Annotated in this window: 17 protein-coding genes; 10 read left to right on the top strand and 7 right to left on the bottom strand. The window is 44.6% G+C overall.

All coding sequences use genetic code 11. From position 1 onward, the window contains the following. Positions 1–55: 55 nt before the first annotated feature. Positions 56–454: a LytR/AlgR family response regulator transcription factor gene (locus NFI80_RS13355; protein WP_233795505.1), complete on the top strand. Its 399-nt coding sequence runs from the start codon at positions 56–58 to the stop codon at positions 452–454. Between the two features lie 145 nt (positions 455–599). On the opposite strand, the gene NFI80_RS13350 is transcribed toward NFI80_RS13355, so the two are convergent. Next, entirely contained in the window at positions 600–1,319 is a 720-nt protein-coding gene (locus NFI80_RS13350) for a porin family protein (RefSeq protein ID WP_235157898.1), read from the bottom strand. A gap of 167 nt (positions 1,320–1,486) precedes the next feature. On the opposite strand from NFI80_RS13350, the gene radA reads away from it, so the two are divergent. After that, positions 1,487–2,860, top strand: a complete 1,374-nt coding sequence (gene radA / locus NFI80_RS13345; RefSeq protein WP_082213645.1) for a DNA repair protein RadA — start codon at positions 1,487–1,489, stop codon at positions 2,858–2,860. 24 nt (positions 2,861–2,884) lie between these two features. On the opposite strand, the gene NFI80_RS13340 is transcribed toward radA, so the two are convergent. The 3 genes from NFI80_RS13340 to NFI80_RS13330 are packed head-to-tail and all read right to left on the bottom strand — an operon-like array spanning position 2,885 to position 5,461. After that, positions 2,885–4,033, bottom strand: a complete 1,149-nt coding sequence (locus tag NFI80_RS13340; protein WP_235162758.1) for a hypothetical protein — start codon at positions 4,031–4,033, stop codon at positions 2,885–2,887. 48 nt (positions 4,034–4,081) lie between these two features. Then, the gene (locus NFI80_RS13335; RefSeq protein ID WP_233795509.1) at positions 4,082–4,996 is read right to left on the bottom strand and encodes a DUF58 domain-containing protein; all 915 of its coding nucleotides are present in this window, start codon (positions 4,994–4,996) and stop codon (positions 4,082–4,084) included. 12 nt (positions 4,997–5,008) lie between these two features. Further along, positions 5,009–5,461: a septal ring lytic transglycosylase RlpA family protein gene (locus tag NFI80_RS13330; protein ID WP_235162759.1), complete on the bottom strand. Its 453-nt coding sequence runs from the start codon at positions 5,459–5,461 to the stop codon at positions 5,009–5,011. A 239-nt stretch (positions 5,462–5,700) separates the two neighbouring features. On the opposite strand from NFI80_RS13330, the gene NFI80_RS13325 reads away from it, so the two are divergent. Both NFI80_RS13325 and ychF read left to right on the top strand, forming a co-directional pair. Then, positions 5,701–6,048: a DUF3276 family protein gene (locus NFI80_RS13325; RefSeq protein ID WP_255703254.1), complete on the top strand. Its 348-nt coding sequence runs from the start codon at positions 5,701–5,703 to the stop codon at positions 6,046–6,048. 158 nt (positions 6,049–6,206) lie between these two features. Next, entirely contained in the window at positions 6,207–7,307 is a 1,101-nt protein-coding gene (gene ychF / locus NFI80_RS13320) for a redox-regulated ATPase YchF (RefSeq protein ID WP_026630756.1), read from the top strand. A 56-nt stretch (positions 7,308–7,363) separates the two neighbouring features. Here ychF and NFI80_RS13315 read toward each other — a convergent pair whose 3' ends face one another. Continuing rightward, on the bottom strand, positions 7,364–8,647 hold the full coding sequence (locus tag NFI80_RS13315) for a type IX secretion system plug protein (protein WP_235162761.1): 1,284 nt from the start codon (positions 8,645–8,647) through the stop codon (positions 7,364–7,366). Positions 8,648–8,771: 124 nt separating this feature from the next. Here NFI80_RS13315 and NFI80_RS13310 point away from each other — a divergent pair, with 124 nt between their 5' ends. Next, on the top strand, positions 8,772–9,329 hold the full coding sequence (locus NFI80_RS13310; RefSeq protein ID WP_252172064.1) for a Uma2 family endonuclease: 558 nt from the start codon (positions 8,772–8,774) through the stop codon (positions 9,327–9,329). 61 nt (positions 9,330–9,390) lie between these two features. Here NFI80_RS13310 and NFI80_RS13305 read toward each other — a convergent pair whose 3' ends face one another. Beyond that, positions 9,391–11,346 carry an ABC-F family ATP-binding cassette domain-containing protein gene (locus NFI80_RS13305; RefSeq protein ID WP_235157936.1) on the bottom strand — a complete coding sequence of 652 codons (1,956 nt, stop codon included), beginning with the start codon at positions 11,344–11,346 and terminating at the stop codon, positions 9,391–9,393. 108 nt (positions 11,347–11,454) lie between these two features. Between NFI80_RS13305 and NFI80_RS13300 the strand changes: the two genes are divergently transcribed. The 5 genes from NFI80_RS13300 (at position 11,455) to NFI80_RS13280 (ending at position 19,373) form a co-directional block, all read left to right on the top strand. Next, complete coding sequence (locus tag NFI80_RS13300) at positions 11,455–12,033, top strand: precorrin-2 dehydrogenase/sirohydrochlorin ferrochelatase family protein (protein ID WP_235157939.1); 579 nt, start codon at positions 11,455–11,457, stop codon at positions 12,031–12,033. Between the two features lie 194 nt (positions 12,034–12,227). Next, the gene (locus NFI80_RS13295; protein ID WP_235162763.1) at positions 12,228–15,584 is read left to right on the top strand and encodes a SusC/RagA family TonB-linked outer membrane protein; all 3,357 of its coding nucleotides are present in this window, start codon (positions 12,228–12,230) and stop codon (positions 15,582–15,584) included. 44 nt (positions 15,585–15,628) lie between these two features. Continuing rightward, positions 15,629–17,101, top strand: a complete 1,473-nt coding sequence (locus NFI80_RS13290) for a RagB/SusD family nutrient uptake outer membrane protein (RefSeq protein WP_235157966.1) — start codon at positions 15,629–15,631, stop codon at positions 17,099–17,101. Between the two features lie 18 nt (positions 17,102–17,119). Next, positions 17,120–18,046, top strand: a complete 927-nt coding sequence (locus NFI80_RS13285; RefSeq protein WP_235157968.1) for a zinc-binding metallopeptidase — start codon at positions 17,120–17,122, stop codon at positions 18,044–18,046. A 22-nt stretch (positions 18,047–18,068) separates the two neighbouring features. Next, the gene (locus NFI80_RS13280) at positions 18,069–19,373 is read left to right on the top strand and encodes a DUF4302 domain-containing protein (RefSeq protein WP_233795519.1); all 1,305 of its coding nucleotides are present in this window, start codon (positions 18,069–18,071) and stop codon (positions 19,371–19,373) included. 99 nt (positions 19,374–19,472) lie between these two features. Here the strand turns inward: NFI80_RS13280 and NFI80_RS13275 are convergent, their stop codons facing one another. Next, positions 19,473–20,849, bottom strand: a complete 1,377-nt coding sequence (locus tag NFI80_RS13275) for a RagB/SusD family nutrient uptake outer membrane protein (protein ID WP_235157973.1) — start codon at positions 20,847–20,849, stop codon at positions 19,473–19,475. Positions 20,850–20,858 lie beyond the last annotated feature (9 nt).

Genomic DNA, 20,858 nt, shown 5'->3' with positions numbered 1-20,858 from the left:
ACGCTATGTACTAATTTTGAATACAAGAAAACAAAACATATTAGTCTCTATTACCATGAAAAATTTTTCAAGCTTTACACACCGCAACCTGTCATCAAAATCAATCAATGGCAGTGCCGCTTTCATCTCCGTACAATCAATGGGACGGACCGTTTACTTAGCTCCTGAGGTAATTACTTTCCTGGAAGGCGAAGGCAATTACACTTTCATATATACGAACACTGGCAAGAAATATCTGGTTTCCAAGACTTTGAAATCACTGGCCGGTCAATTAAATCAAAACTTCATGCGTGTGCACAAATCCTACCTGGTAAATTCGGATTACGTGGTTGCACGCCTTGAAGACGATCGCATGCTGAAACTGTCTTGCGGCAAAGAAGTGGTGGTTTCGCGCAGGAAAATTAAAGAGGTTTCCGGAATGTTGGATCATACCAACCTGCGCATTTCCGCATAAGCGATTTTGGTGAATTAAATTAGTGGGTTATTCATAAAAACAGCAGCCATCGCATAGATCGAAGGCTGCTTGTTTTGTTTTAATGAGTGAGTTAATGAGTGAATGATTAATAAATGCTGATTAAGAATATTCGCTCATTCACTCATTAAAAAATCTTCAATCCAAGCGTCACCTGCCAGGATTTAATCTTTTGCTTCACAGACTCATTGCCGTTTCCAACATTTTGTCCATTCACCTGGAACGATGCAAGATTGGTAAATGAACCTTCCCTTCTCACATCCAGGCTAAAACTGCCGATATCCAGGCCAGCACCCAGCTGATATCCGAATGTTGCCTCGGACATTGCATTGTTCAGGTCCGACGTATAGTGTTCAAAAGCATCTCTTAACCGCTGATTATCGCCAATTCTGAATGAAGTTACGGGTCCCGCCAAAATTCTTAACGGACCGCCTTTGAAACCGATGAGCAAAGGCACATCAATGTTGCTGTATTTGACATTAATTCTTTCTGTTACGGGTGTTTCAAGATCATTCTTAACGATTTCAAATGATCCTCCTTTGGTGGAGACGAGCACTTCGGGCTGAATGAATAATGTACGGCCGAATCTTGCGTAAATCCCGCCTACTGCACCGGTTCTTGTATCAAAACTTTGTTTCAGATTATCCTTCACTTCCTTGCCATCATATCCCAGGTAGGGATTCCCCGCAGCGTCGTATCTCGTTGTAAAAACATTTCCCATCGTCAGGCGTGATAAATTCACACCACCCTTAATACCGAACGCAAAACCTTTTTTCTGTGCTTGCGCGGATGTTATGGCAATCAAGCATAACAGGCAGAGGCAAGCTACTTTTTTCAGGATGTTCATGGATAATATAATTTTTTAAGTAAAACCGGTTAATAACGCCAAAAAATAAAAAACTATACCCGACCCATATTTTTTTTGATTTTGTGATTGAAACGTACAAATATTTAAATAATTATTGGGTAAATCGTGTTAGTCTTTAAGGATATATAAATATTACTTTTCTACTTATGGCCAAAGCCAAGACAGCTTATTTTTGTCAGGAATGTGGGTATAATTCACCCAAATGGGTGGGTCGCTGCCCGTCGTGCGGCGAATGGAATACTTTTGTTCAGGAAGTTATTGAAAAAGAAGATAAGAAGACCGCAGTTGCCTGGAAAGGTGTCAATCTGGCCAGCAGGCCGCGTTCTATTGCTGAAATTGAATACCAGAACGAGCCGAGGATCACAACATTTGACGGAGAACTCAACCGCGTGCTGGGAGGCGGGATTGTACAAGGTTCGCTGGTTCTGATCGGTGGCGAGCCGGGAATCGGGAAGTCAACATTAATGCTGCAAATTGCACTTACGCTGTCCAATAAGAAGGTTTTATACGTTTCAGGAGAGGAATCCGATCAGCAGATCAAGATGCGGGCGGAGCGGATGGATTCTAAAAGCGACAATTGCTTCATTCTCACCGAAACGCATACGCAAAATATTTTCCGGCAAATAGAAGATTTCCAACCCGAGATCCTGATCATCGACTCCATCCAGACGATGCAATCCACTTACATTGAGTCGGGCGCAGGCAGCGTTTCGCAAGTGAGGGAATGTACGGCCGAATTTATGAAATACGCCAAAGAAATGGGCGTCCCGGTTTTTCTTATTGGCCACATTACCAAAGATGGTTCGCTGGCAGGGCCGAAAGTGCTGGAACATATGGTGGACACCGTTTTGCAGTTCGAGGGCGATCGCCACAACACCTATCGCATTCTCAGAACCGTAAAGAACCGCTTTGGAAGCACTTCTGAACTTGGTATTTACGAAATGCACGGTTCCGGTCTGCGGCAAGTTAGTAACCCATCCGAAATTCTTATTTCACAGCGCGACGAGCCGGTAAGCGGCATTGCCATAGGCTCCATGATGGAAGGTAACCGACCATTATTGATTGAAATACAATCCCTTGTAAGCGTCGCCAATTATGGAACGCCCCAACGAAGCAGCACAGGATTTGACGGAAAACGGCTTCAAATGCTGCTCGCAGTTCTGGAAAAGCGGGGCGGTTTTCGGTTAGGCGTCCAGGATGTTTTTTTAAATGTGGCTGGCGGATTAAAAGTGGAAGATCCTGCGATTGACCTGGCTGTGATCGCTTCCATTGTTTCTTCCTATGAAGACAAATTCATCCCGCCGTCAGTTTGTTTCGCGGCGGAAGTAGGGCTTGGGGGAGAAGTGAGGGCAGTCAGCAGGATCGAAAACCGAATTTTTGAGGCTGAAAAATTGGGTTTCAAAAAAGTTTACATTTCCAAATACAACAGCAGAGGATTGGACTTGAAAAAATTCAGGATCGAAGTCATAGCGGTTGCGAGCCTCGACGAGCTATTTATGTCGCTCTTTTTAAATACTTAGTACAGAATTTGATGACTCGCCTTATCAGTATTTTGCATAATAACTTTGCAGCTTGCTGGTAAGGCGTTCGTAAATCGGTTTGCTGAATTCTACGAATAGTTGCTGCGGCGCAGGCGGCATTAACTCCTGGCTTTTACATTTCCTAAGCTGAGCGGCAGTTAGCGCCCGTTCGTCGCCATTGAAGGAAGCCCATTCGCACATCCAGTTGTATTCACCATTAAATTTTTCCTGGGTTACTACTCGTTTTGTCTTGAAATCCATAATCTGCATATCGAGCAATCCGGCAGAAAGAACAGTTTTACGGCTTTGCGTCAGTTTGGCTGTAACTTTATTAAACACAGGCTTTTTGATCCTGCCCACCTGGACCTCACCCACTTTTACGCTGTCTTTACTAATCACAACTTCCGTATTTTTTTCAACAAGCGTATTTCCCACGACGAAATCATCGAATTGCAGTCTGATAATGTGGTCGGGTTCGAGTTTGAGGTTTGCCGCTTCTTCGGGCATATAAAATCGCACGAATTTATTCAGCCGCTTATTGGTTTGCAGATATTCATTGACCCTTTCCTGAAAATATTCATTACTCAGCTGGTAAGTCCTGGAAGTAACCAAGACCTGCTCCACAACCACTTTGAAAGAAGCAACCTCATAAGCCAGATCCAGCTTTTTCTCCACATCATTGAAATTCGGGATCAGGTTATTGACCACTTCAAAATGCTCGTAGGCCTTTCGTGCGTTTTCGCGGTCGCCTATCGCCAGCAATGTTTGCCCCTCTTTGTAACGGACGTTTGCAGCATTATGCCTTGCCAGTTTCTCCTCTTTTTCGAAATTCTGGGCGGTAACCAGTTTAGCGCACGAACTGCATTGATCAATCGCCTGAAAGAGCCTGTTTAGTCTAACGTAGGATTGCAATTCAGCTTCCCATTTAAACAGGTCATCCGACTCCCTATTCTGCTTGATATCATTCAAATGTTGTTCGAGCGCGAGGGGATAGGCTTGTTTCAGCGCTTCGATGGAGGAGCTGTGCGTGGCATTGTTGTTCAGCTTATCAACCGCCCGGATGACAGATTCATCAAAATCACCCTTTTTAAGCGATTTCTCAGCAGATTTACACCCTGCCAGCGAAAATAAAGTGAAGGTAAAATAGAAGAAGCGGGTAAAATGTTTTTTCATATCTGACAGCAAATAGGAAAGGGATCTGCTTTCAAATTTCTGAAAAAATTACCTCATTTTAGCGTGTTTCACCAAATACGCCATCAGGATAGGATCGAAGCCTTTTGCAATGTCCGCCTCAATAAAGTCGATCTTATACTGGCCGCATTTCAGTTTAAGCTTTTGATAAAAATCACCTACAAATTCTTTGTAAGATTCCCTTACCTGATCCGGTTGGACCTTAACCCTGTCGCCCGATTCGAGGTCGATAAATTCATAAGGGCGGTTTTCGAAAGCGAACAGCTCCTCGGTTTGACGGTCGGTAACGTGGAATAGTAGGACTTCGTGGAGATTATGTCTTAAATGTTGTAATGCGGAGAAGATCTTATCGGCTTCTTCCAGGTTATCGAACATATCACTGAAAATCACAACAAGCGAGCGCTTATGGATTTTCTCCGCGATCTGGTGCAAAACGGTGGCGACGGAGGTTTTTGTTAGCGGCCGCTTGCTTTGCAGCACATTGTCCAGTTCCAGGATAATCTTGTGCACGTGAGACGGCGTAGATTTTACAGCTGTCTGGATTTCGATATTTTCGGAGAATGTGCAGAGGCTTACTGCGTCTTTTTGTCTTTGTAAAAGATAAGTAAGGCTTGCAGCAGCCATGACGCTGAAAGTCATTTTGCCGTAACTTTCTTCGGGGTAATACATTGAAGAGGAAGTGTCGAGCAGTAAATGGCAGCGGAGGTTTGTTTCTTCTTCGTAACGTTTTACATAAAGGCGGTCTGTTTTGGCGTAGACCTTCCAATCAATGTTACGGGTGGATTCTCCTGTGTTATAGAGCTGATGTTCAGCAAATTCAACGGAAAAACCGTGAAACGGGGATTTGTGGAGGCCTGTGATAAAGCCTTCCACAAGTTGTTTTGCTAGAAATTCCAGATTGCCAAACTCCCTTACTTTTGCTAGATCAAGTTGCCGGCTGTTCATTCTGAAATTACATTATCTGTTGCCGCGCATAGCGACTACTTTTCCCGATCTGGCGTCAATTTGTTCATTAGGATCAAGGAGCACCATTCCTTCCATGCCTACTACGCGGATGGAGACATTGGCAACACCTTTTGAAATTATGCCAAGTAATCTGGCGGCCTCGTTGCTAAGATCGACCAATCGGTTTTTTGCGAAAGGTCCGCGATCGTTAACTCTTACAATTACTTTTTCGTCGTTTTCCAGATTCGTTACTTCGAGCATCGTATTAAGCGGGTAGCTTCTGTGAGCTGCTGACAATTCTGTGCTTTTGTGCACTTCTCCAAAGGAGGTTTTTTTGCCATTGAACCGGGTTGCATAATAGGATGCGTGACCAGTTTCAGTTTTGCCGAGTTTAACCTGTGCGATGGTTTCAGGCGTGAAAGCGAAAGCTAACAGGATAAGAATCAGGATACGATTATAAGTCATATCTGTGGTTTTAGGTGAAACATAAATAAGGTAAAAGCCCTTATTTCATACCATTTATTTGGAGTTTGCCGAGAAATTGGAAACCCACGAATTTCAAAACTAATAAAAACTTTTTAAAAAAGAGCAATTCCGAAAGCAAAAGTGAAAGCGCTACATGAAAAATGTACTAGTCAATACTAACAAATTGCTAATATGCTCTTGTTTTTTTGTTAGCAGCAATAAACTTTATATTTTAGCGTTTGAAAACCTATTTAAAACTTAACATAGTGGAAGACAGAGAGCAAATCTACTCCAAAAGGGTCAGGGCAGGAAAAAGGACTTACTTCTTCGATGTTCGCTCGACGCGATCCAACGATTATTATCTTACCATCACAGAAAGCCGCCGCCATCCACAGGGAGACGGTTTTACGTATGAAAAACACAAGATGTTTTTATACAAAGAGGATTTTGATAAGTTCGTTGATGCTTTGAAGGATGCCGTGGATCATGTGAAAACAGAGTTGATGCCGGAAGTTGACTTTTCTCAGTTCGATGCCAAGGCAGATGAGGTGGACGTAGTTGGAGAGTCGGACCTTAAGTGGGATTAAAAAAATTAACAGAATGAAAAAGCCTTCGCAATCTATTACGAAGGCTTTTGGTTTTTCTACTCGCTAAGTGGTAATTTTGTAAATTATCATCTGGCAGACAGGAGCTCTTTGCATTGTTGCATGGAAAACTACCTGCTTTTAACTGCATAAATTATAACATGAGTCTTCAATGTGGGATCGTGGGATTGCCGAACGTAGGGAAATCCACTCTTTTTAATGCCATTTCAACCGGTAAAGCCGAAGCCGCCAATTATCCTTTCTGTACAATAGAACCCAACGTTGGCGTGGTAACCGTGCCTGACGAGCGTCTGGATGTTCTTACAAAGCTGGTAAGTCCGCAGAAGGTTATACCAACCATCATAGAATTCGTTGACATTGCCGGCCTTGTGAAAGGTGCAAGCCAGGGAGCAGGGTTAGGGAATAAATTTCTTGCCAATATCCGGGAAGTTGATGCCATTGTGCATGTTGTAAGATGTTTTCAGGACGAAAATGTTGTGCACGTGGAAGGTCGTGTGGATCCTGTTTTTGATAAAGAGATCATCGACATTGAGTTGCAGATGAAAGACCTTGAATCTGTTGAGAAAAAAATTCAGAAAACAGAAAAAGGAGCCCGTGCCGGTGATGCAAAAGCGAAAGCGGAGCTGGAATGGTTGAAAAAATATAAAGCAACGCTCGAAGAAGGCAAGAATGCCCGCAGCGTGGTGATCGATGCAGAAACCAAAGAAGCCGTAATCGGTGATTTGCAATTGCTGACTGCCAAGCCGGTGCTTTATGTTGCCAATGTGGATGAAAACTCAATGCTAACCGGCAATGAATATTCTGAAAAATTGCGCGAGGCTGTGAAACATGAAGGCGCAGACGTAATTGTCCTTTGTGCAGCTATCGAATCACAGATTTCAGAAATTGAAGATCCGGAAGAGCATGAAATGTTCCTGGGAGAATATGGTTTGAAAGAATCCGGTTTGAGTAAATTGATCAAAGCTTCTTATTCACTGCTGAACCTGATCACTTATTTCACAGCCGGTGTGAAGGAAGTAAGAGCCTGGACGATTGAAAAAGGCTGGAAAGCGCCACAAGCTGCGGGTGTGATTCACAGTGATTTCGAAAAAGGCTTCATCCGTGCGGAAGTGATTAAAATTGCTGATTACGAGCAATATAAAACGGAAGCAGGCGTGAAAGAGGTTGGTAAAATGGCCGTTGAAGGCAAGGAATACGTTGTTGCGGATGGTGACATTATGCACTTCCGTTTCAATGTATAATAAAGATATTTCAATGATGAAGGAGCGGCTAATGGTCGCTCCTTTTTTTGTGCCTTTCAGCGCCGTCTGTTCCATTCCACGGTTCGGTAACCGATCAGCAGATCGGCTCTTCCTGCTTGCGGGCGATGGTAAATGAGGATGTCGTAATCATTCTCTGTTGCGCCATAATTGCCTTCAATGTATCCCTCATCGGGTGTTTGTCCCGCCTTAACCATTGTGTAATTATAATTGATGACGCCTTGTTTGATCATCATTTCAACTTCATAAGCATTGGTCGCCGCATTGTAAGTCATCTTATTGGCATCCGTAAGTTGCCAAAGATTGAAGGCCCCATTCACGTAAAATGTAGCCTCGGGGTCTTGTTGGGTTCTCAATGTGAACAGGACAGGCGTATAGTCAGCTTCGACACTTCCGTTCCCTGATTCGCGCTGATCTACAATGTATTGACCATTAAAATCATCTGTTTGAATGTATGCATTGTTAGCCCGGGACTTGTCAGGGAATAACATCAGCCTTGTAAATTCGTCCGACCGCTCGATTTCATTAACCCCAAAGCCTCTTCCGGTCAGGCTGCGGCTATCGAAATAGCGATATTCATTTCCGCCTGGAAAAGTGTTTTCGAGATCAAAGAATGTGTACTCCAAAATCTGATCAAAAGGCCTGACATTGGTCGGTTTAAAATTGGTCCTTATTTCATTGAAACGGAAGTTTTTCCTGAGGACCACTTTCAGGTCTGTTTGCGGCGCATTCAAGGGATATCCTTTATAATCAACTACAAAATCAATCTGCTGGTCCGAGAACTGCTGCTGAATCCCTTGTGAAAAACGCGCTTTCGCATCAATGTTCACGCGTGATTCGTAAAGCATGAAACGGCGGCTTAGCACAGGCTTTCTATCCCGATCGGAATAAACATAAATGACATAATTTCCTGATAATTTGAGTTTAGGCAAATCGAGTTTGTAGTGAAAATAGGGCACTTTCGTACTGAATGCCTGCTGATAATCATTGATCGGATATTCGTTGAATTCAAATGTAAATTCAATGTCGTTCAGGTTTGATTTGGTCCAATCCGCATTGCAATGGATGATTTTGGCACGGTAACCCTCAAATTGACCCGAAAGATCATCAAATTCTAAAACAAGCGGGGCAGGACTCGTTAGCGGCTTAATGGCAGGCGTTAGCAGGCGGGTTGGGTTTTCGGGGTTTTCCAATGCTGGTGCAAGCAGCACGGTTTTTATTTTATCATTATATATATAATCTTCCAATCTGATGTTTTGAGATTGCGCATTCGCATTTCCATACGTCAACCCAAACCACAAAAAAAGCGAAATCAACCTCATAATAAATCATTAAAATTATCCTGTGACTTTTTATGTAATGTACGTCTGAATAGCCAAACGTGTTTTGCACGCTGGCAACTATTTTTTAACTTACATAATCAACATGATCGCACAGACTATTAAAATGTATTCAGAACAAGAATATTTGGAGCTGGAAAGAGAAGCCGAGTACAAAAGCGAATATTACCAAGGGGAGATATTTGCAATGGCAGGGGCGAGTCCTAATCACAATCGGATTATGGCAAACCTATCAGGGGAAATTTACATGGCACTGAAAGGCCGATCTTGTCAAAATTTTTCAAGTGACATGCGCTTGCATATTCCCCAAAACGGTCTTTATACTTATCCTGACATAATAATCCTTTGCGGGAAGCCGGAATTCTCTCAAAATGATAAGGACACATTAATCAACCCATCTGTAATAATTGAAGTATTGTCTAAATCTACAAGCGCATATGATAGGGGTGATAAATTTCGGCTTTACAGATCAATCCCAACATTGACGGACTATATCCTTGTTGATTCCTTATCAATTTCCGTCGAGGTCTTTCGGAAAAACGAAGACGGGACTTGGTTGTTGAATTCAGAAATCAACAACATTAACGAGCGGATCACATTGACAAACATTAATGTCCAGATCGAGCTGAAAGACGTTTATGCTCGAACTATTGGATTGAATTAGACATTAAAAGCAAAAAGGGAAATCGTTTGATTTCCCTTTTTGCTTTACTAACATTAAATACTTACTTCCCAGCCAGCGCATCCACTTCCAGCATCAGATTCTCCCAGGTCTCCGTGCTTTGATCCAGCTTCTGCTTAATGTCTGTATAGAATCGGTTTAAATCAGCAAGTGCTTTTGAATCGTTGTAAATTTCCGGGTTCGCTAGCTTAACTTCTGTTTCTGTTTTCTTGATTTCCAGATTGTTGATAGTAGCTTCAAGTTCTTCGATCTGCTTCTGTGCTTTCTTTATTTTTTGCGAATCTTCGTTGGAAACAGGCTTGCCGTTATTTTTGGAGGCATTTCCGTTGGACGCAGGTTGCGGAGCTGCCTTCTGTGGCGGTGCGCTGCTAACCGTTGCTTTGTCACTCACAGCCGATTGCAAACCACGCTCTTCAACCCACACTTCATATTCCTGATATGTGCCTGGATATTCCTTAATCTGGTGATCTTCAATGTACCAGATCTTGTTCGCAATGTTTTCAACAAAATATCTATCGTGGGAAACCACAATGTAACTGCCTTCATATTGCTGCAAAGCCTGGATCAGAATGTTCACCGACTGCATGTCCAAGTGGTTGGTAGGCTCATCGAGCAGCAGAAAGTTGGCTTGTGAAAGCAAAACCTTGGCCAATGCAACCCGTGATTTCTCACCTCCCGAAAGGACTTTTATTTTCTTAAAAACATCATCCCCGGTGAATAAAAAACATCCCAAAACCGTCCGTAACTCCGTCTCGGTTTTGTTAGGATTAGCGTATTTAAGCTCTTCAATGAGGTTATGGTTCACATTCAGCGATTCCAGCTGGTGCTGTGCGTAGAATGTAAAAGAAACATTGTGCCCTAATCTTCTTTTTCCTTCAATCGGCTCTGTTCCAGCTACAACACGAAGCACTGTTGATTTTCCGCGTCCGTTCGCTCCGATCAATGCAATTTTATCACCGCGTTCCATGCTAATGTTGGTGCTGTCCAGAATGACCTTATCGCCATAAGCTTTGGAAGCATCTTCAAGCTGGAAAACGTGTCTTCCCGGTTGCGTAGTAAATTGGAAACGGAAATGCACTTTCGCATTCTCGTCGATCACCTGGTCCACAACATCCATTTTATCCAATGCCTTCACACGGCTCTGAACCTGACGCGATTTGGTTGCTTTGGCTTTAAAACGCTCGATAAATCGTTCTGTCTGGCGAATTTTGGCCTGCTGGTTTTCATAAGCACCGCGCTGAATTTCGTTGCGTTCCTCTTTTTCCTCCATATAGTAGGAATAGTTTCCGGCGTAGTAATTCAGCTTTCCATTGGCAACTTCAACCGTTGTATCAATGGTGTTATCCAGAAATTGCCTGTCGTGGGAAACCACGATTACAGCGCCTTCATAACTCTGAACATATTTCTCAACCCACTGAATAGAAGGTAAGTCCAAGTGGTTGGTTGGCTCATCGAGCATGAGTAATGATGGTTTTTGCAAGAGCAACTTTGCCAGCATAACCCGCATTCTCCAACCCCCGGAAAACAATTTCAATGGTCTGTGTAGATCATCTGTAACAAAACCCAGGCCTTCCAGGATCGCTTCTGCCTTGGATTGAATGGTGTACCCGTCCAATGCTTCAAATTCTTCCTGGACCCGCGCCAGCTTATCGACCAGTGCATCTGTATAATTGTGCTCCATGTCGTGCAGGATCTTGTCCATCTGGATCTGCAACACATTTTGCCGTTCAAAAGCCTGCATGGCTACCGACAAAATGGAATCATCGCTCTGGTAAGAAAGCAAATCCTGGTTCAGGAAACCGATGGTACAGTCGCCCGATTTGGAGATATTTCCGCCGTCCGGCTGGAACTCCCCGTTTATCATTCTAAGCAATGTTGACTTTCCTGTGCCATTCAGACCGATAAGGCCGATCTTTTGTTTGGGCTTGATATGCAGCGAAGCACTGTCGTAGAGTGCCCGGTCGCCAAGAAAGTAACTGAGGTTGGTAATCGCGATCATGCCGCAAAGGTACGGCGAAAGTGGGAGATAGAAAAAGTGGATTTGTTGGAATAGTTATAAAAGCCCGCGCATAACCACGTTATTGTCAGATTTAATGTAAATTTGACCATGAACAATCTCTTCCCGATCTTCCTCAAACTCGAAAACCTGCATACGCTTATCGTGGGTGGAGGATATGTAGGACTGGAAAAAATCACAGCGGTGCTGGACAATTCGCCCCTTGCCAATGTTACGCTCGTTTCCCCCGACATCCGCCAGGAAATACGCGATATAGCAAACCTGAATTCCCGGATAAGTTTAATTGAACGCAGGTTTGAGGACGCGGATCTTGACACGAAAGACATGGTTATTGTCGCAACCAATGATAAGCTGGAAAACGCCCGGATCGCCGGCGTAGCCAGGTCGCGGAACATGCTTGTCAATGTGGCCGATACGCCCGCAATCTGCGATTTTTATCTTTCTTCGGTGGTGAGGAAAGGGAATTTGAAAGTGGCGATTTCCACAAATGGAATGTCCCCAACGCTCGCCAAGCGTTTGAAGGAGGTTTTAGGCGAAGCCTTGCCCGATAATCTGGAAACGGCAATGGAGCAGTTAAAGGCAGTTAGGGATATGTTAAAGGGCGATTTTGCCTTTAAAGTTGAAGAATTGAACCGCATTACTTCCGTTTTGACAGAGAAAAAAAAATAGTCAAAAAAAGGCCTACAACGCCCGGTTACATCACAATAAATTTGAGTACAGAAAGTTTTATTAATTGCAAAGCGAAAGTTTAGCGCCACCCCTCCGTATCGTTCCGTTTTTCTGCGTATTATTGAGATAATTAATCATTAAATCCGTCCTGGCGGAAACCCATTAATTTGCGTTAGACTTATACTTTGTTTTATATGAATGTTCTCTATCGGATCAGTGGCCTGAGTCGGCTTTCATTTTTGCTTGCATTCTTCGTTTTCCTTTCCAGTTCAATTTCTGTTTTTTCAAATACAATATCCACTGCGGATATTGACATTAAGGGCGTTGTCAAAAGCGCGACCGGAGAAACGTTGGTTGGGTCGACAGTCCGGGTGAAAGGAACGCAAAAAGGCACGGTAACGAACGAAAAAGGTGAGTTTGTGCTGCAAGGAGTGAATGAGGGTGCCACGCTGGTTGTAACAATGATCGGATTTTTGCCCAAAGAAGTGAAAGCTGCGCGAAGTGTTTCTATCGAACTCGCCGAGGATGCAGTGGGCTTGCAGGATGTGGTAGTAACTGGTTTTCAGCAAATTGATAAAAATAAATTTACAGGATCGGCTGTAACATTAAAAACGGACGATGTCAAAATCGACGGTCTGCCCGATGTTAGCCGGATGCTCGAAGGACGTGCAGCGGGGGTTTCTGTCCAAAACGTTTCCGGAACATTCGGCGCTGCGCCCAAAGTGCGGATTCGCGGTGCAACTTCATTGAATGGCGATAACAAGCCACTATGGGTGATTGACGGTGTCGTGCAGGAAGATATTGTGAACATTTCCAATGATCAGCTTTCAAGCGGCGATCCCACAACATTGCTGGGCTCCGCAGTGGCAGGGGTTAACCCGGCTGATATTGAGACATTTGATATTCTTAAAGACGCTGCCGCCGCCGCGCTCTATGGTGCGCGAGCCATGAACGGTGTAATCGTGATCACTACGAAAAAAGGGAAAAGCGGCAAGCCTGTCATTACGTATTCCGGGAATTTTAGCACGCAGCTGACTCCTAGTTACAGGAATTTCAACATTATGAACTCCGCTCAGCAAATGTCCGTGCTGGGTGAGCTCGAAAGAAAAGGATTCCTTACTTCCAGCGTCCTGTCCAAACCCGATTATGGTGTTTATGGCAAATATTACAATTCCCTCGCAGGCGACGACCAGGGAAATTTTCCCCTCGCCAATACGCAGGAAGCGAAGCGGAATTTCTTGCTGGGATACGCCCGGACCAACACCGACTGGTTTGATGTCCTTTTCAAGCAAAACTTCATTCAGGAACATTCTGTAAGCGTATCATTCGGGACAGACAAATCACAATCTTATGTATCAACCAGTTATCTCGATGATAATGGCTGGACAATTGCTGATAAGGTCAAGCGATACACATTAAACTTTAAAAACAATTACCAGCTTTCACCGAGAATTACGCTCGGGCTGCTGACGCTTGCTTCCGTAAGAAGACAGGAAGCGCCTGGTTCGCTGAGCCGGAGAAGCAATCCGGTCGAAGGCAAGTTTGACAGGGATTTCGACATTAATCCTTTCAGCTACGCGCTCAATACGAGCAGGACGCTGACTGCTTATGACGAAAATGGAAACCTTGAATTTTTCAGAAGAAACTTCGCACCATTCAACATCGTATCGGAGCTGGAAAACAACCGGATCAAGCTTAATCTGGCCGATATCAAATTGCAGGGTGATTTTTCCTATAAAATCACGGATAACATTACCTATGATTTTATAGGTGCGTTGCGCTACATTCAAACGGGCCGCGAGCACATTATCACCGAAAATTCCAATATGGCCAATGCATATCGCGCGGCGGATAACTCGACGATTGCATTAGCAAACAAATATCTCTACACCGATCCCGATGTGCCCAATGCATATCCTGTGGTTGTGCTCCCTAGCGGTGGTTTCTACAACCGGAACGAGGATCAGATGTTGTTTTATAACATTCGTAACAACATCAGATACAATAAAACATTTAATGAAAGGCACGCTGTCAATGTGCTGGCAGGGCAGGAGATTAAATATACTAACCGGCAAAATTCCAATAACACCGGTTACGGCTTTCAATATGGGCAGGGTGGGACGCCGTTTGTGGATTACCGGATCTTGAAACAGACCATTGAGGCCAATTTCCAATATTACGGCATGCGGATGGATTACGAGCGTTTCGCTGCATTTTACGGAAGCGCCGGTTATACATTAGACGACAAGTACAATTTCACAGGTTATGTCCGCTACGATGGTTCCAACGGCTTCGGAAAGTCGGCCATAGCACGCTGGCTGCCAACGTACACTGTAGCAGGTTCCTGGAATTTTGACCGTGAGAATTTTATCAAAAGGTTTAAATGGCTCAGTATGGGTCGGTTGCGCGCGAGTTATGGACTTTCTGCGGACACTGGCCCGGCAACAAACTCAGCAGCATTGTTCCAGAGCATCATTACCAGACGCCCTTATGGTGATGAAAAAGAGTCTGCTATACAGCTTGCTTCTCTCGAAAACACAGAACTTACCTGGGAGAAGCTTTACAGCGGAAACGTGGGATTGGATCTTGGCTTTCTGGCTAATCGCATAAACCTGAGCGTGGACGGTTACATTCGCAACAGCTTCGACCTGATCGATCAAATCAAGACGTCGGGAATAGGGGGGCAGATTTATAAAGTGGCCAACTACGCCGATATGCAATCCTATGGTGTGGATTTTTCGTTGGATGGGGTTTTATTTAAAAACAAAGACTGGGATTTCCGCTCGCGTGTGACGGTGGGTTATGCCCGTACACAGATCACGAATGTGGATAACAGCCCCGGCATCTTTGACCTTGTCAAAGCAGAAGGCGCCAATGTAAAAGGAAGACCCGTTCGGAGTTTATTCTCGATTAAATATGACGCACTGAATCCGACAACGGGCGTGCCTATCTTTTTGAACGAAAATGGTGAAGTCAGTTCGGATGTTTATCTGCAAGATCAGAATGTAGGTTACCTCAAATATGAAGGGCCGGTTGACCCACCATTTACAGGCGGTTTTAATAACACATTAACTTATAAAGATCTGTCGCTGAATGTGTTTATAACGTATCAGGCCGGAAACAAAATTCGCCTCAACCCGCTTTACAAGGACACATTCAGTGATCTGGATGCCATGCCGAGAGAATTCCTAGATAGGTGGGTAATGGCAGGTGATGAAAGCGTAACAACTGTTCCATCCATCAGCGATATGCTTGAAAAACAATATCTGTCAGGAACATATCCCTATAACATCTATAATTATTCAACCGAGCGCGTTGCCAGAGGGGATTTTATCAGATTGAAATCAGTCTCACTGGCATATAAAGTCCCGTTGGTCGTTGCTGCAAGATACGGTTTCAAAGGAGCGAGCATTCAGCTTTCATCTATCAATCCATGGTTGATTTATGCGGATAAAAAATTGAAAGGACAGGATCCTGAGTTTTTCAACTCGGGTGGTGTGGCCCAGCCGATCCAGAAGCAATTCACGGTGGCACTCAAACTAACATTATGATCGTGAAGGGGGTAATCAGTATGGATGATTTTAAGTTTTTAAATATGAGCAAGACTAAAATTTTTAAAAAGATACTTTTCGTTCTGCCGCTCTTTATGCTGGCGGGTTGCGAAGAATTTCTTTCAACAGAACCGGATAGTACCAGGGCCACGATCAACACGCCGCAACAGGTTTCTCAGTTGCTTACAACAGCTTATCCGCAAGGAGGTTATGTTGTTTTTGCGGAGTCTATGAGCGATAATGTTGCAGACAAGGGCATTGGCGAAGATGATAAGACGAACCGCGCATCTTTTCTTTTTGAAGAAGTGGAGGCCACGGTCGATGAACAGGATTCCCCTGATCAGTACTGGGCTGAATGTTACCGCGCCATTTCTGTTGCTAATCAGGCGCTGGACATTATCAGTAAATCTTCAAATCCGTCGCAATATGATGCCCAGCGAGGTGAAGCATTAGTGGCGCGGGCTTATGCACATTTCATGCTGGTCAATTTTTTCAGCAAATTTTTCGATCCCAGCCAGCCGAATACAGAGCCGGGCGTTCCCTATGTTACTGAACCTGAAACGGTTGTTTTGAAAAAATACGAAAGAGGCACCGTTTCCAGTGTGTATCAAAAAATTGAGCAGGATTTGGTTGAAGGTTTGCCGCTGATCAGTGACGGTTCATACACCATTCCGAAATACCATTTCAACCGGGCAGCAGCGAATGCATTTGCGGCGCGTTTTTATCTGGTAAAAAGGGATTATCCCAAAGTGGTGCAGTATGCCAATGCGGTTTTTCCGGGCAGCAGCATTGTGGATAACCTCCGCCCCTGGAACACAACCTATTCCAGTCTTTCGCCACAGGAACTTTACAACACTTATTCAAGAGCAAGTCAGAATGCTAACCTGATGCTCGTAGAAACTGCTTCCCTTTTCGGAAGACATGTTGCGCGTTATCGTTTTGGAATGAATTTCCAGAAATGGCAGGAAATTTCAGCAAGTGAAAACATTATCAATGATTCGCCGGGATGGTCTTATCCATTGTATTCCCAGGGAGATAACAATTATCTGATCCCTAAACTGAATGAATATTTTGTAAGAGAATCCGTCAATGCGGAAATTGGGCAGCCCTATGTCATGTTGCCGATTTTCACGGCGGAGGAAGTCCTTTTCAACCGCGCCGAGGCCAATGCATTCCTGGGAAATACCGCCGCTTCCCTGGCGGATCTGAATTTATTTGTGAGCAAGCGTGTCGGCGGCTATCAGCCTGCTAAGCATACTGTTACAGCCGCGAGTATCCGCAGGTTTTTTGGGCCGGTCAATCTCCGGGACGGGATCATTAGTACAATCTTGTCTTTCAAACGCGTCGAATTCGTCCAGGAAGGCATGCGCTGGTTCGATTTGCAGCGCTATGCGCTGCCCGTGACCCACCAAACGGTTAATGGCGGCACGCTCACGGTTCAGGCCAATGATCCGAGACGAATTTTACAAATTCCACAATCCGCAACACTGGCAGGCATTGAACAAAACAAGCGATGATCCTAAGCATATAATGATATGATGATAAAACAGTTACATAAATTATTCTTCGCAGCATTGTTCCTGACGGTGGGATTAAGCAGCTGCAAGGAGGAGGAAATAGGGGAGGCGGAAGATATTCCAGGCCTCGGAGGTGACGAATGGGTGCAGGGACCGATCGACAAATGGATCCTGGACAGTCTTGTAACACCTTATAACATTTCGGCCAAGTACAAATGGGACCAGTTTGAATTTGGTAACATTACCAAAACGCTCGTTCCGCCGGACGAGTCACAGGTTGTGCCGCTGCTGAGCACCATCAAAAAAGCCTGGACTATGCCGTATGTGCAGGAAGCAGGGAAAGTTTTTTATAACAAATTTTCGCCCAAATTCTTCATTTTATCCGGCAGTAACGAGTATAATGCAGAAGGGTCGGTCACGCTTGGAACGGCAGAGGGCGGCCGTAAGGTTGTATTATTCGGTGTTAATCTTTTCAAGATAAAGGGAATGGCAGGATATGATGCGGCCCGGGATTCGTCCTTTGTAAAAGACTGGTTTTTACATACGATCCATCACGAATTTGGTCACATTTTGCATCAGACTGTTCTTTACCCTGTTGAATATAAGGCCGTTTCAAGATCATTATACCAAGGCGGAAACTGGATCAACTGGTCGGATAACGATGCGCGCCGGGATGGCTTCATTACGGCTTACAGTTCGCTGAATTTCGATGAGGATTTTGTGGAAATGATCGCCATGATGCTGACGGAAGGGAAAGCCGGTTTTGACAAAATTGTAAATGCTATTCCCGAAGGCACCAGCCCGCGGGGGACGACCAAAGCGCAGGCACAAGCGGCATTAAGACAAAAGGAAGCGATTGTGGTCGCTTATTATAAAAACACCTGGAAAATTGATTTTTACAGCCTGCAAAACAGGGTTAGGGGATCAATGAACAAGCTTTTTTAATTGTATTTCAAAATATTTCCGGATGAAAAAATCCATTTTATATCTGCTGTTTTTATGCGTCTCTCTCACGGCTTGTGAAAATAACGACGACACATTGTTTGAAGAAACAGCCGATGCGCGACTGAACGCAGCGCTGACATCCTACGAAAAGCAACTTGTGGAGTCTCCATATGGCTGGAATGCAGTCATTTATCCTGGCGGTGGCGGGACTTACGGTTTTCATTTCAAATTTGATGCTAAGAACCGCGTCACCATGTACTCCGATTTTTCCGATGAGTCTGCTGCCAAACCAAAGGAAAGCAGTTACCGCCTGAAAGCAGTGCAAACGCCGGTTCTGATCTTTGATACCTATTCCTATCTCCACATTCTGTCTGATCCGGACGAGGAGGTAAATGGCGGTGTGCGCGGCGACGGGCTGTTGTCTGATTTCGAGTTCAGCATCTTTCCGGATTCGGTTAAATCGGAATCGATTACACTTGTTGGCAGGAAAAATAATAGCAGACTTGTTTTGACCAAAGCAACCCAGGCGCAGGCAGCATCATATGCGGCGGGTAATCTGGCAAAAGGCGCTTTGTTCAATAATATCACAAAGTATCAGGCCTATTTCAAAAGGGTTACTTTGGGAAATGTGACCTATGAAATTACATTAAGCCCAAGTACGCGCACCATTAAAATGACGTGGCTGGATGGAAACATTCCGAAAGTTTTTACCAGCAATTATTACTTTACAGAGGCAGGTGTGGCATTCTCCTCGCCGTTGGTCAATGGTTCACAAACCATCAACGGGTTTACAAATGTAACATGGAATGCTAATGCGGGCCAGGTCGGGGTTACCGGGGCTGGTTTGAAGGGAACCGTAGTAAGTGCCACCAAGCCGCTATCCGTGGATCTGGCGGCATCCAGAAGATGGTGGCAAGAGCCGATTGAATCCGGCGGAGACTGGCGTTCACTGCAAGGATTTCATGTAAATGGCGTCGACGATGCATTTAAAATACAAGACCTAACAGAAGATGGAGCGCAATACGCTTTTGTCATTTACCAGCCTGGATATGATGCAACTTATGACCTTTTTGGTCCAATATTTTTTAAAGATGATGCGCTAAGACTTATTTACGGTTTTGCGCCCGATACACCGACTTTTGCCAGCGATGGCCGTATCATTTTCCGTGATGCAGGAACGTTAGGTAAGGCTCCTGCAACAGGCCCGGCAGTAGAAACTGCTAAGTTGCTATATGAACCGAGCGGCTATTATCTTATCCAAACTTCTTCATCAACGTATGATATGGTCAGCGCAAAGGATGCCAAATCGTGGATCAGCTGGCAGTAATAACATCATACATTTGTTTTTGTACAAGGCACTAAAAAAACCACTTCCAGGCAGAAGTGGTTTTTTTATTATTCTCGAAATGACCTTTTGTCAAATCCCTTAATTATAGCCCTCATTCTGAACCAGTTTCTGATTTACATCGATCTCGCGTTGCGGGATAGGGAAGATCAGTCTGGGCGAATTATAGGGGATTGTGCTGATGTTTTGCTTATTCCGTTTTGCATCATGGAGCGCCAGGCCTTCAAAAGCAAGTTCTAAGTGGCGCTCTTTCAGGATGGAAGCCAATGTTACAGCCGTTGTCGCTTTCAGTCCTGCTCTGGCCCTGATGCGGTTAATGTCGGCTAGCGGCGTCGCGCCTACGACAGTTCCGAGCCGGAAGTTTGCTTCCGCCCGTGTGAGATACATTTCGGCCAAACGGAACTGCAATACATTGCCCAAATTGTCAAGATGCTTTTGCGTATATGTATTGTTGGTTGGCGTCAGGAAAAATTCGCCGCGCTTGTCGCCTGCTTCATAAAGTGCCCTGTGCTTATTCAGAATACGGATATCACCGCGTCCGCCAGTTCCCGGAATGTCATCAATGGTAGTTCCGAAAAATGTGTTTAAATCATTTACACCGTCCTGTTGGGTCACAATCATCGCGAAAATATATTCAGCAGGATTGGCGCCACCATTGTTTAAGAAGGTGTAGAATAGTGATTCAAAGTCGCTGTTCAGGGTGTATTTGCCTGATGCAATTACGGCATTAGCCTCATCGCGTGCCAAAGCGAAATTGCTTTGCTGTAAATAAACCCTCGAAAGCTGAGCCGATGCGGCATATTTTGTCGCGTAAATGGTGTTGGATTCGGGTAGCAGCGATTTTGCAGCATTCAAATCTTCCAAAACCTGCGCGTACACTTCGGCCACCGAGTTTCTCGCCAGCTTATCTTCCTCAGTCACAACGCGTGTTGGTTTGAGCACGAGCGGAACGCCTGGATTCGTTGCGTTATCTCCGTCTCCCCAGGTTTTAGCATACAATCTTACAAGGTCGAAATACAACGAACCACGGATAAATCTCGCCTCGCCTTCGATGCGTGCCCGCTTTTCTTCGTCCACAATGCTCAGCGCTGACAGCACATTGTTGCAGCGGTTGATCGCAATATAGGAGTCGCGCCAGATCAATTCGGCAGTCAGGTTTTGTGTCGTAAGCTGTCTGGCAGATATTTCGAGCATATTCCTGAATGTCCCGCCGAAGGCGATTTCATCATTATTGCCCAGAAGCTCGGAAGCGTATTGAAAAGCGCCACCATAAACGTCAACATCCTGCAAAGCGTCGTAACAGCCGATCAGCGTCACTTCTACGTCTTTCGATGTGCTTAATGCGGCCGTTTCGTCGATACTTTGTGTTGGGTCAACGTCCAGTTTGCTATCGCAGGCACTCGTCAAAAACAACCCGGCGGCTAATGCCACATTATATATGAATATTTTTCTTTTCATGATTTTTAG

The sequence above is a fragment of the Dyadobacter chenhuakuii genome, from assembly GCF_023821985.2.
Lineage (GTDB): Bacteria > Bacteroidota > Bacteroidia > Cytophagales > Spirosomataceae > Dyadobacter > Dyadobacter chenhuakuii.
The sequence above is the reverse complement of the archived record's forward strand: the minus strand, read 5'-3'. Positions and strand labels throughout refer to the sequence as shown.

Excerpts from the sequence above, each read along its gene's own strand:
- NFI80_RS13355 (WP_233795505.1), top strand. The coding sequence starts at position 56 with ATGAAAAATTTTTCAAGCTTTACACACCGCAACCTGTCATCAAAATCA.
- NFI80_RS13350 (WP_235157898.1), bottom strand. The coding sequence starts at position 1,319 with ATGAACATCCTGAAAAAAGTAGCTTGCCTCTGCCTGTTATGCTTGATT.
- radA (WP_082213645.1), top strand. The coding sequence starts at position 1,487 with ATGGCCAAAGCCAAGACAGCTTATTTTTGTCAGGAATGTGGGTATAAT.
- NFI80_RS13340 (WP_235162758.1), bottom strand. The coding sequence starts at position 4,033 with ATGAAAAAACATTTTACCCGCTTCTTCTATTTTACCTTCACTTTATTT.
- NFI80_RS13335 (WP_233795509.1), bottom strand. The coding sequence starts at position 4,996 with ATGAACAGCCGGCAACTTGATCTAGCAAAAGTAAGGGAGTTTGGCAAT.
- NFI80_RS13330 (WP_235162759.1), bottom strand. The coding sequence starts at position 5,461 with ATGACTTATAATCGTATCCTGATTCTTATCCTGTTAGCTTTCGCTTTC.
- ychF (WP_026630756.1), top strand. The coding sequence starts at position 6,207 with ATGAGTCTTCAATGTGGGATCGTGGGATTGCCGAACGTAGGGAAATCC.
- NFI80_RS13315 (WP_235162761.1), bottom strand. The coding sequence starts at position 8,647 with ATGAGGTTGATTTCGCTTTTTTTGTGGTTTGGGTTGACGTATGGAAAT.
- NFI80_RS13310 (WP_252172064.1), top strand. The coding sequence starts at position 8,772 with ATGTATTCAGAACAAGAATATTTGGAGCTGGAAAGAGAAGCCGAGTAC.
- NFI80_RS13305 (WP_235157936.1), bottom strand. The coding sequence starts at position 11,346 with ATGATCGCGATTACCAACCTCAGTTACTTTCTTGGCGACCGGGCACTC.
- NFI80_RS13300 (WP_235157939.1), top strand. The coding sequence starts at position 11,455 with ATGAACAATCTCTTCCCGATCTTCCTCAAACTCGAAAACCTGCATACG.
- NFI80_RS13295 (WP_235162763.1), top strand. The coding sequence starts at position 12,228 with ATGAATGTTCTCTATCGGATCAGTGGCCTGAGTCGGCTTTCATTTTTG.
- NFI80_RS13290 (WP_235157966.1), top strand. The coding sequence starts at position 15,629 with ATGAGCAAGACTAAAATTTTTAAAAAGATACTTTTCGTTCTGCCGCTC.
- NFI80_RS13285 (WP_235157968.1), top strand. The coding sequence starts at position 17,120 with ATGATGATAAAACAGTTACATAAATTATTCTTCGCAGCATTGTTCCTG.
- NFI80_RS13280 (WP_233795519.1), top strand. The coding sequence starts at position 18,069 with ATGAAAAAATCCATTTTATATCTGCTGTTTTTATGCGTCTCTCTCACG.
- NFI80_RS13275 (WP_235157973.1), bottom strand. The coding sequence starts at position 20,849 with ATGAAAAGAAAAATATTCATATATAATGTGGCATTAGCCGCCGGGTTG.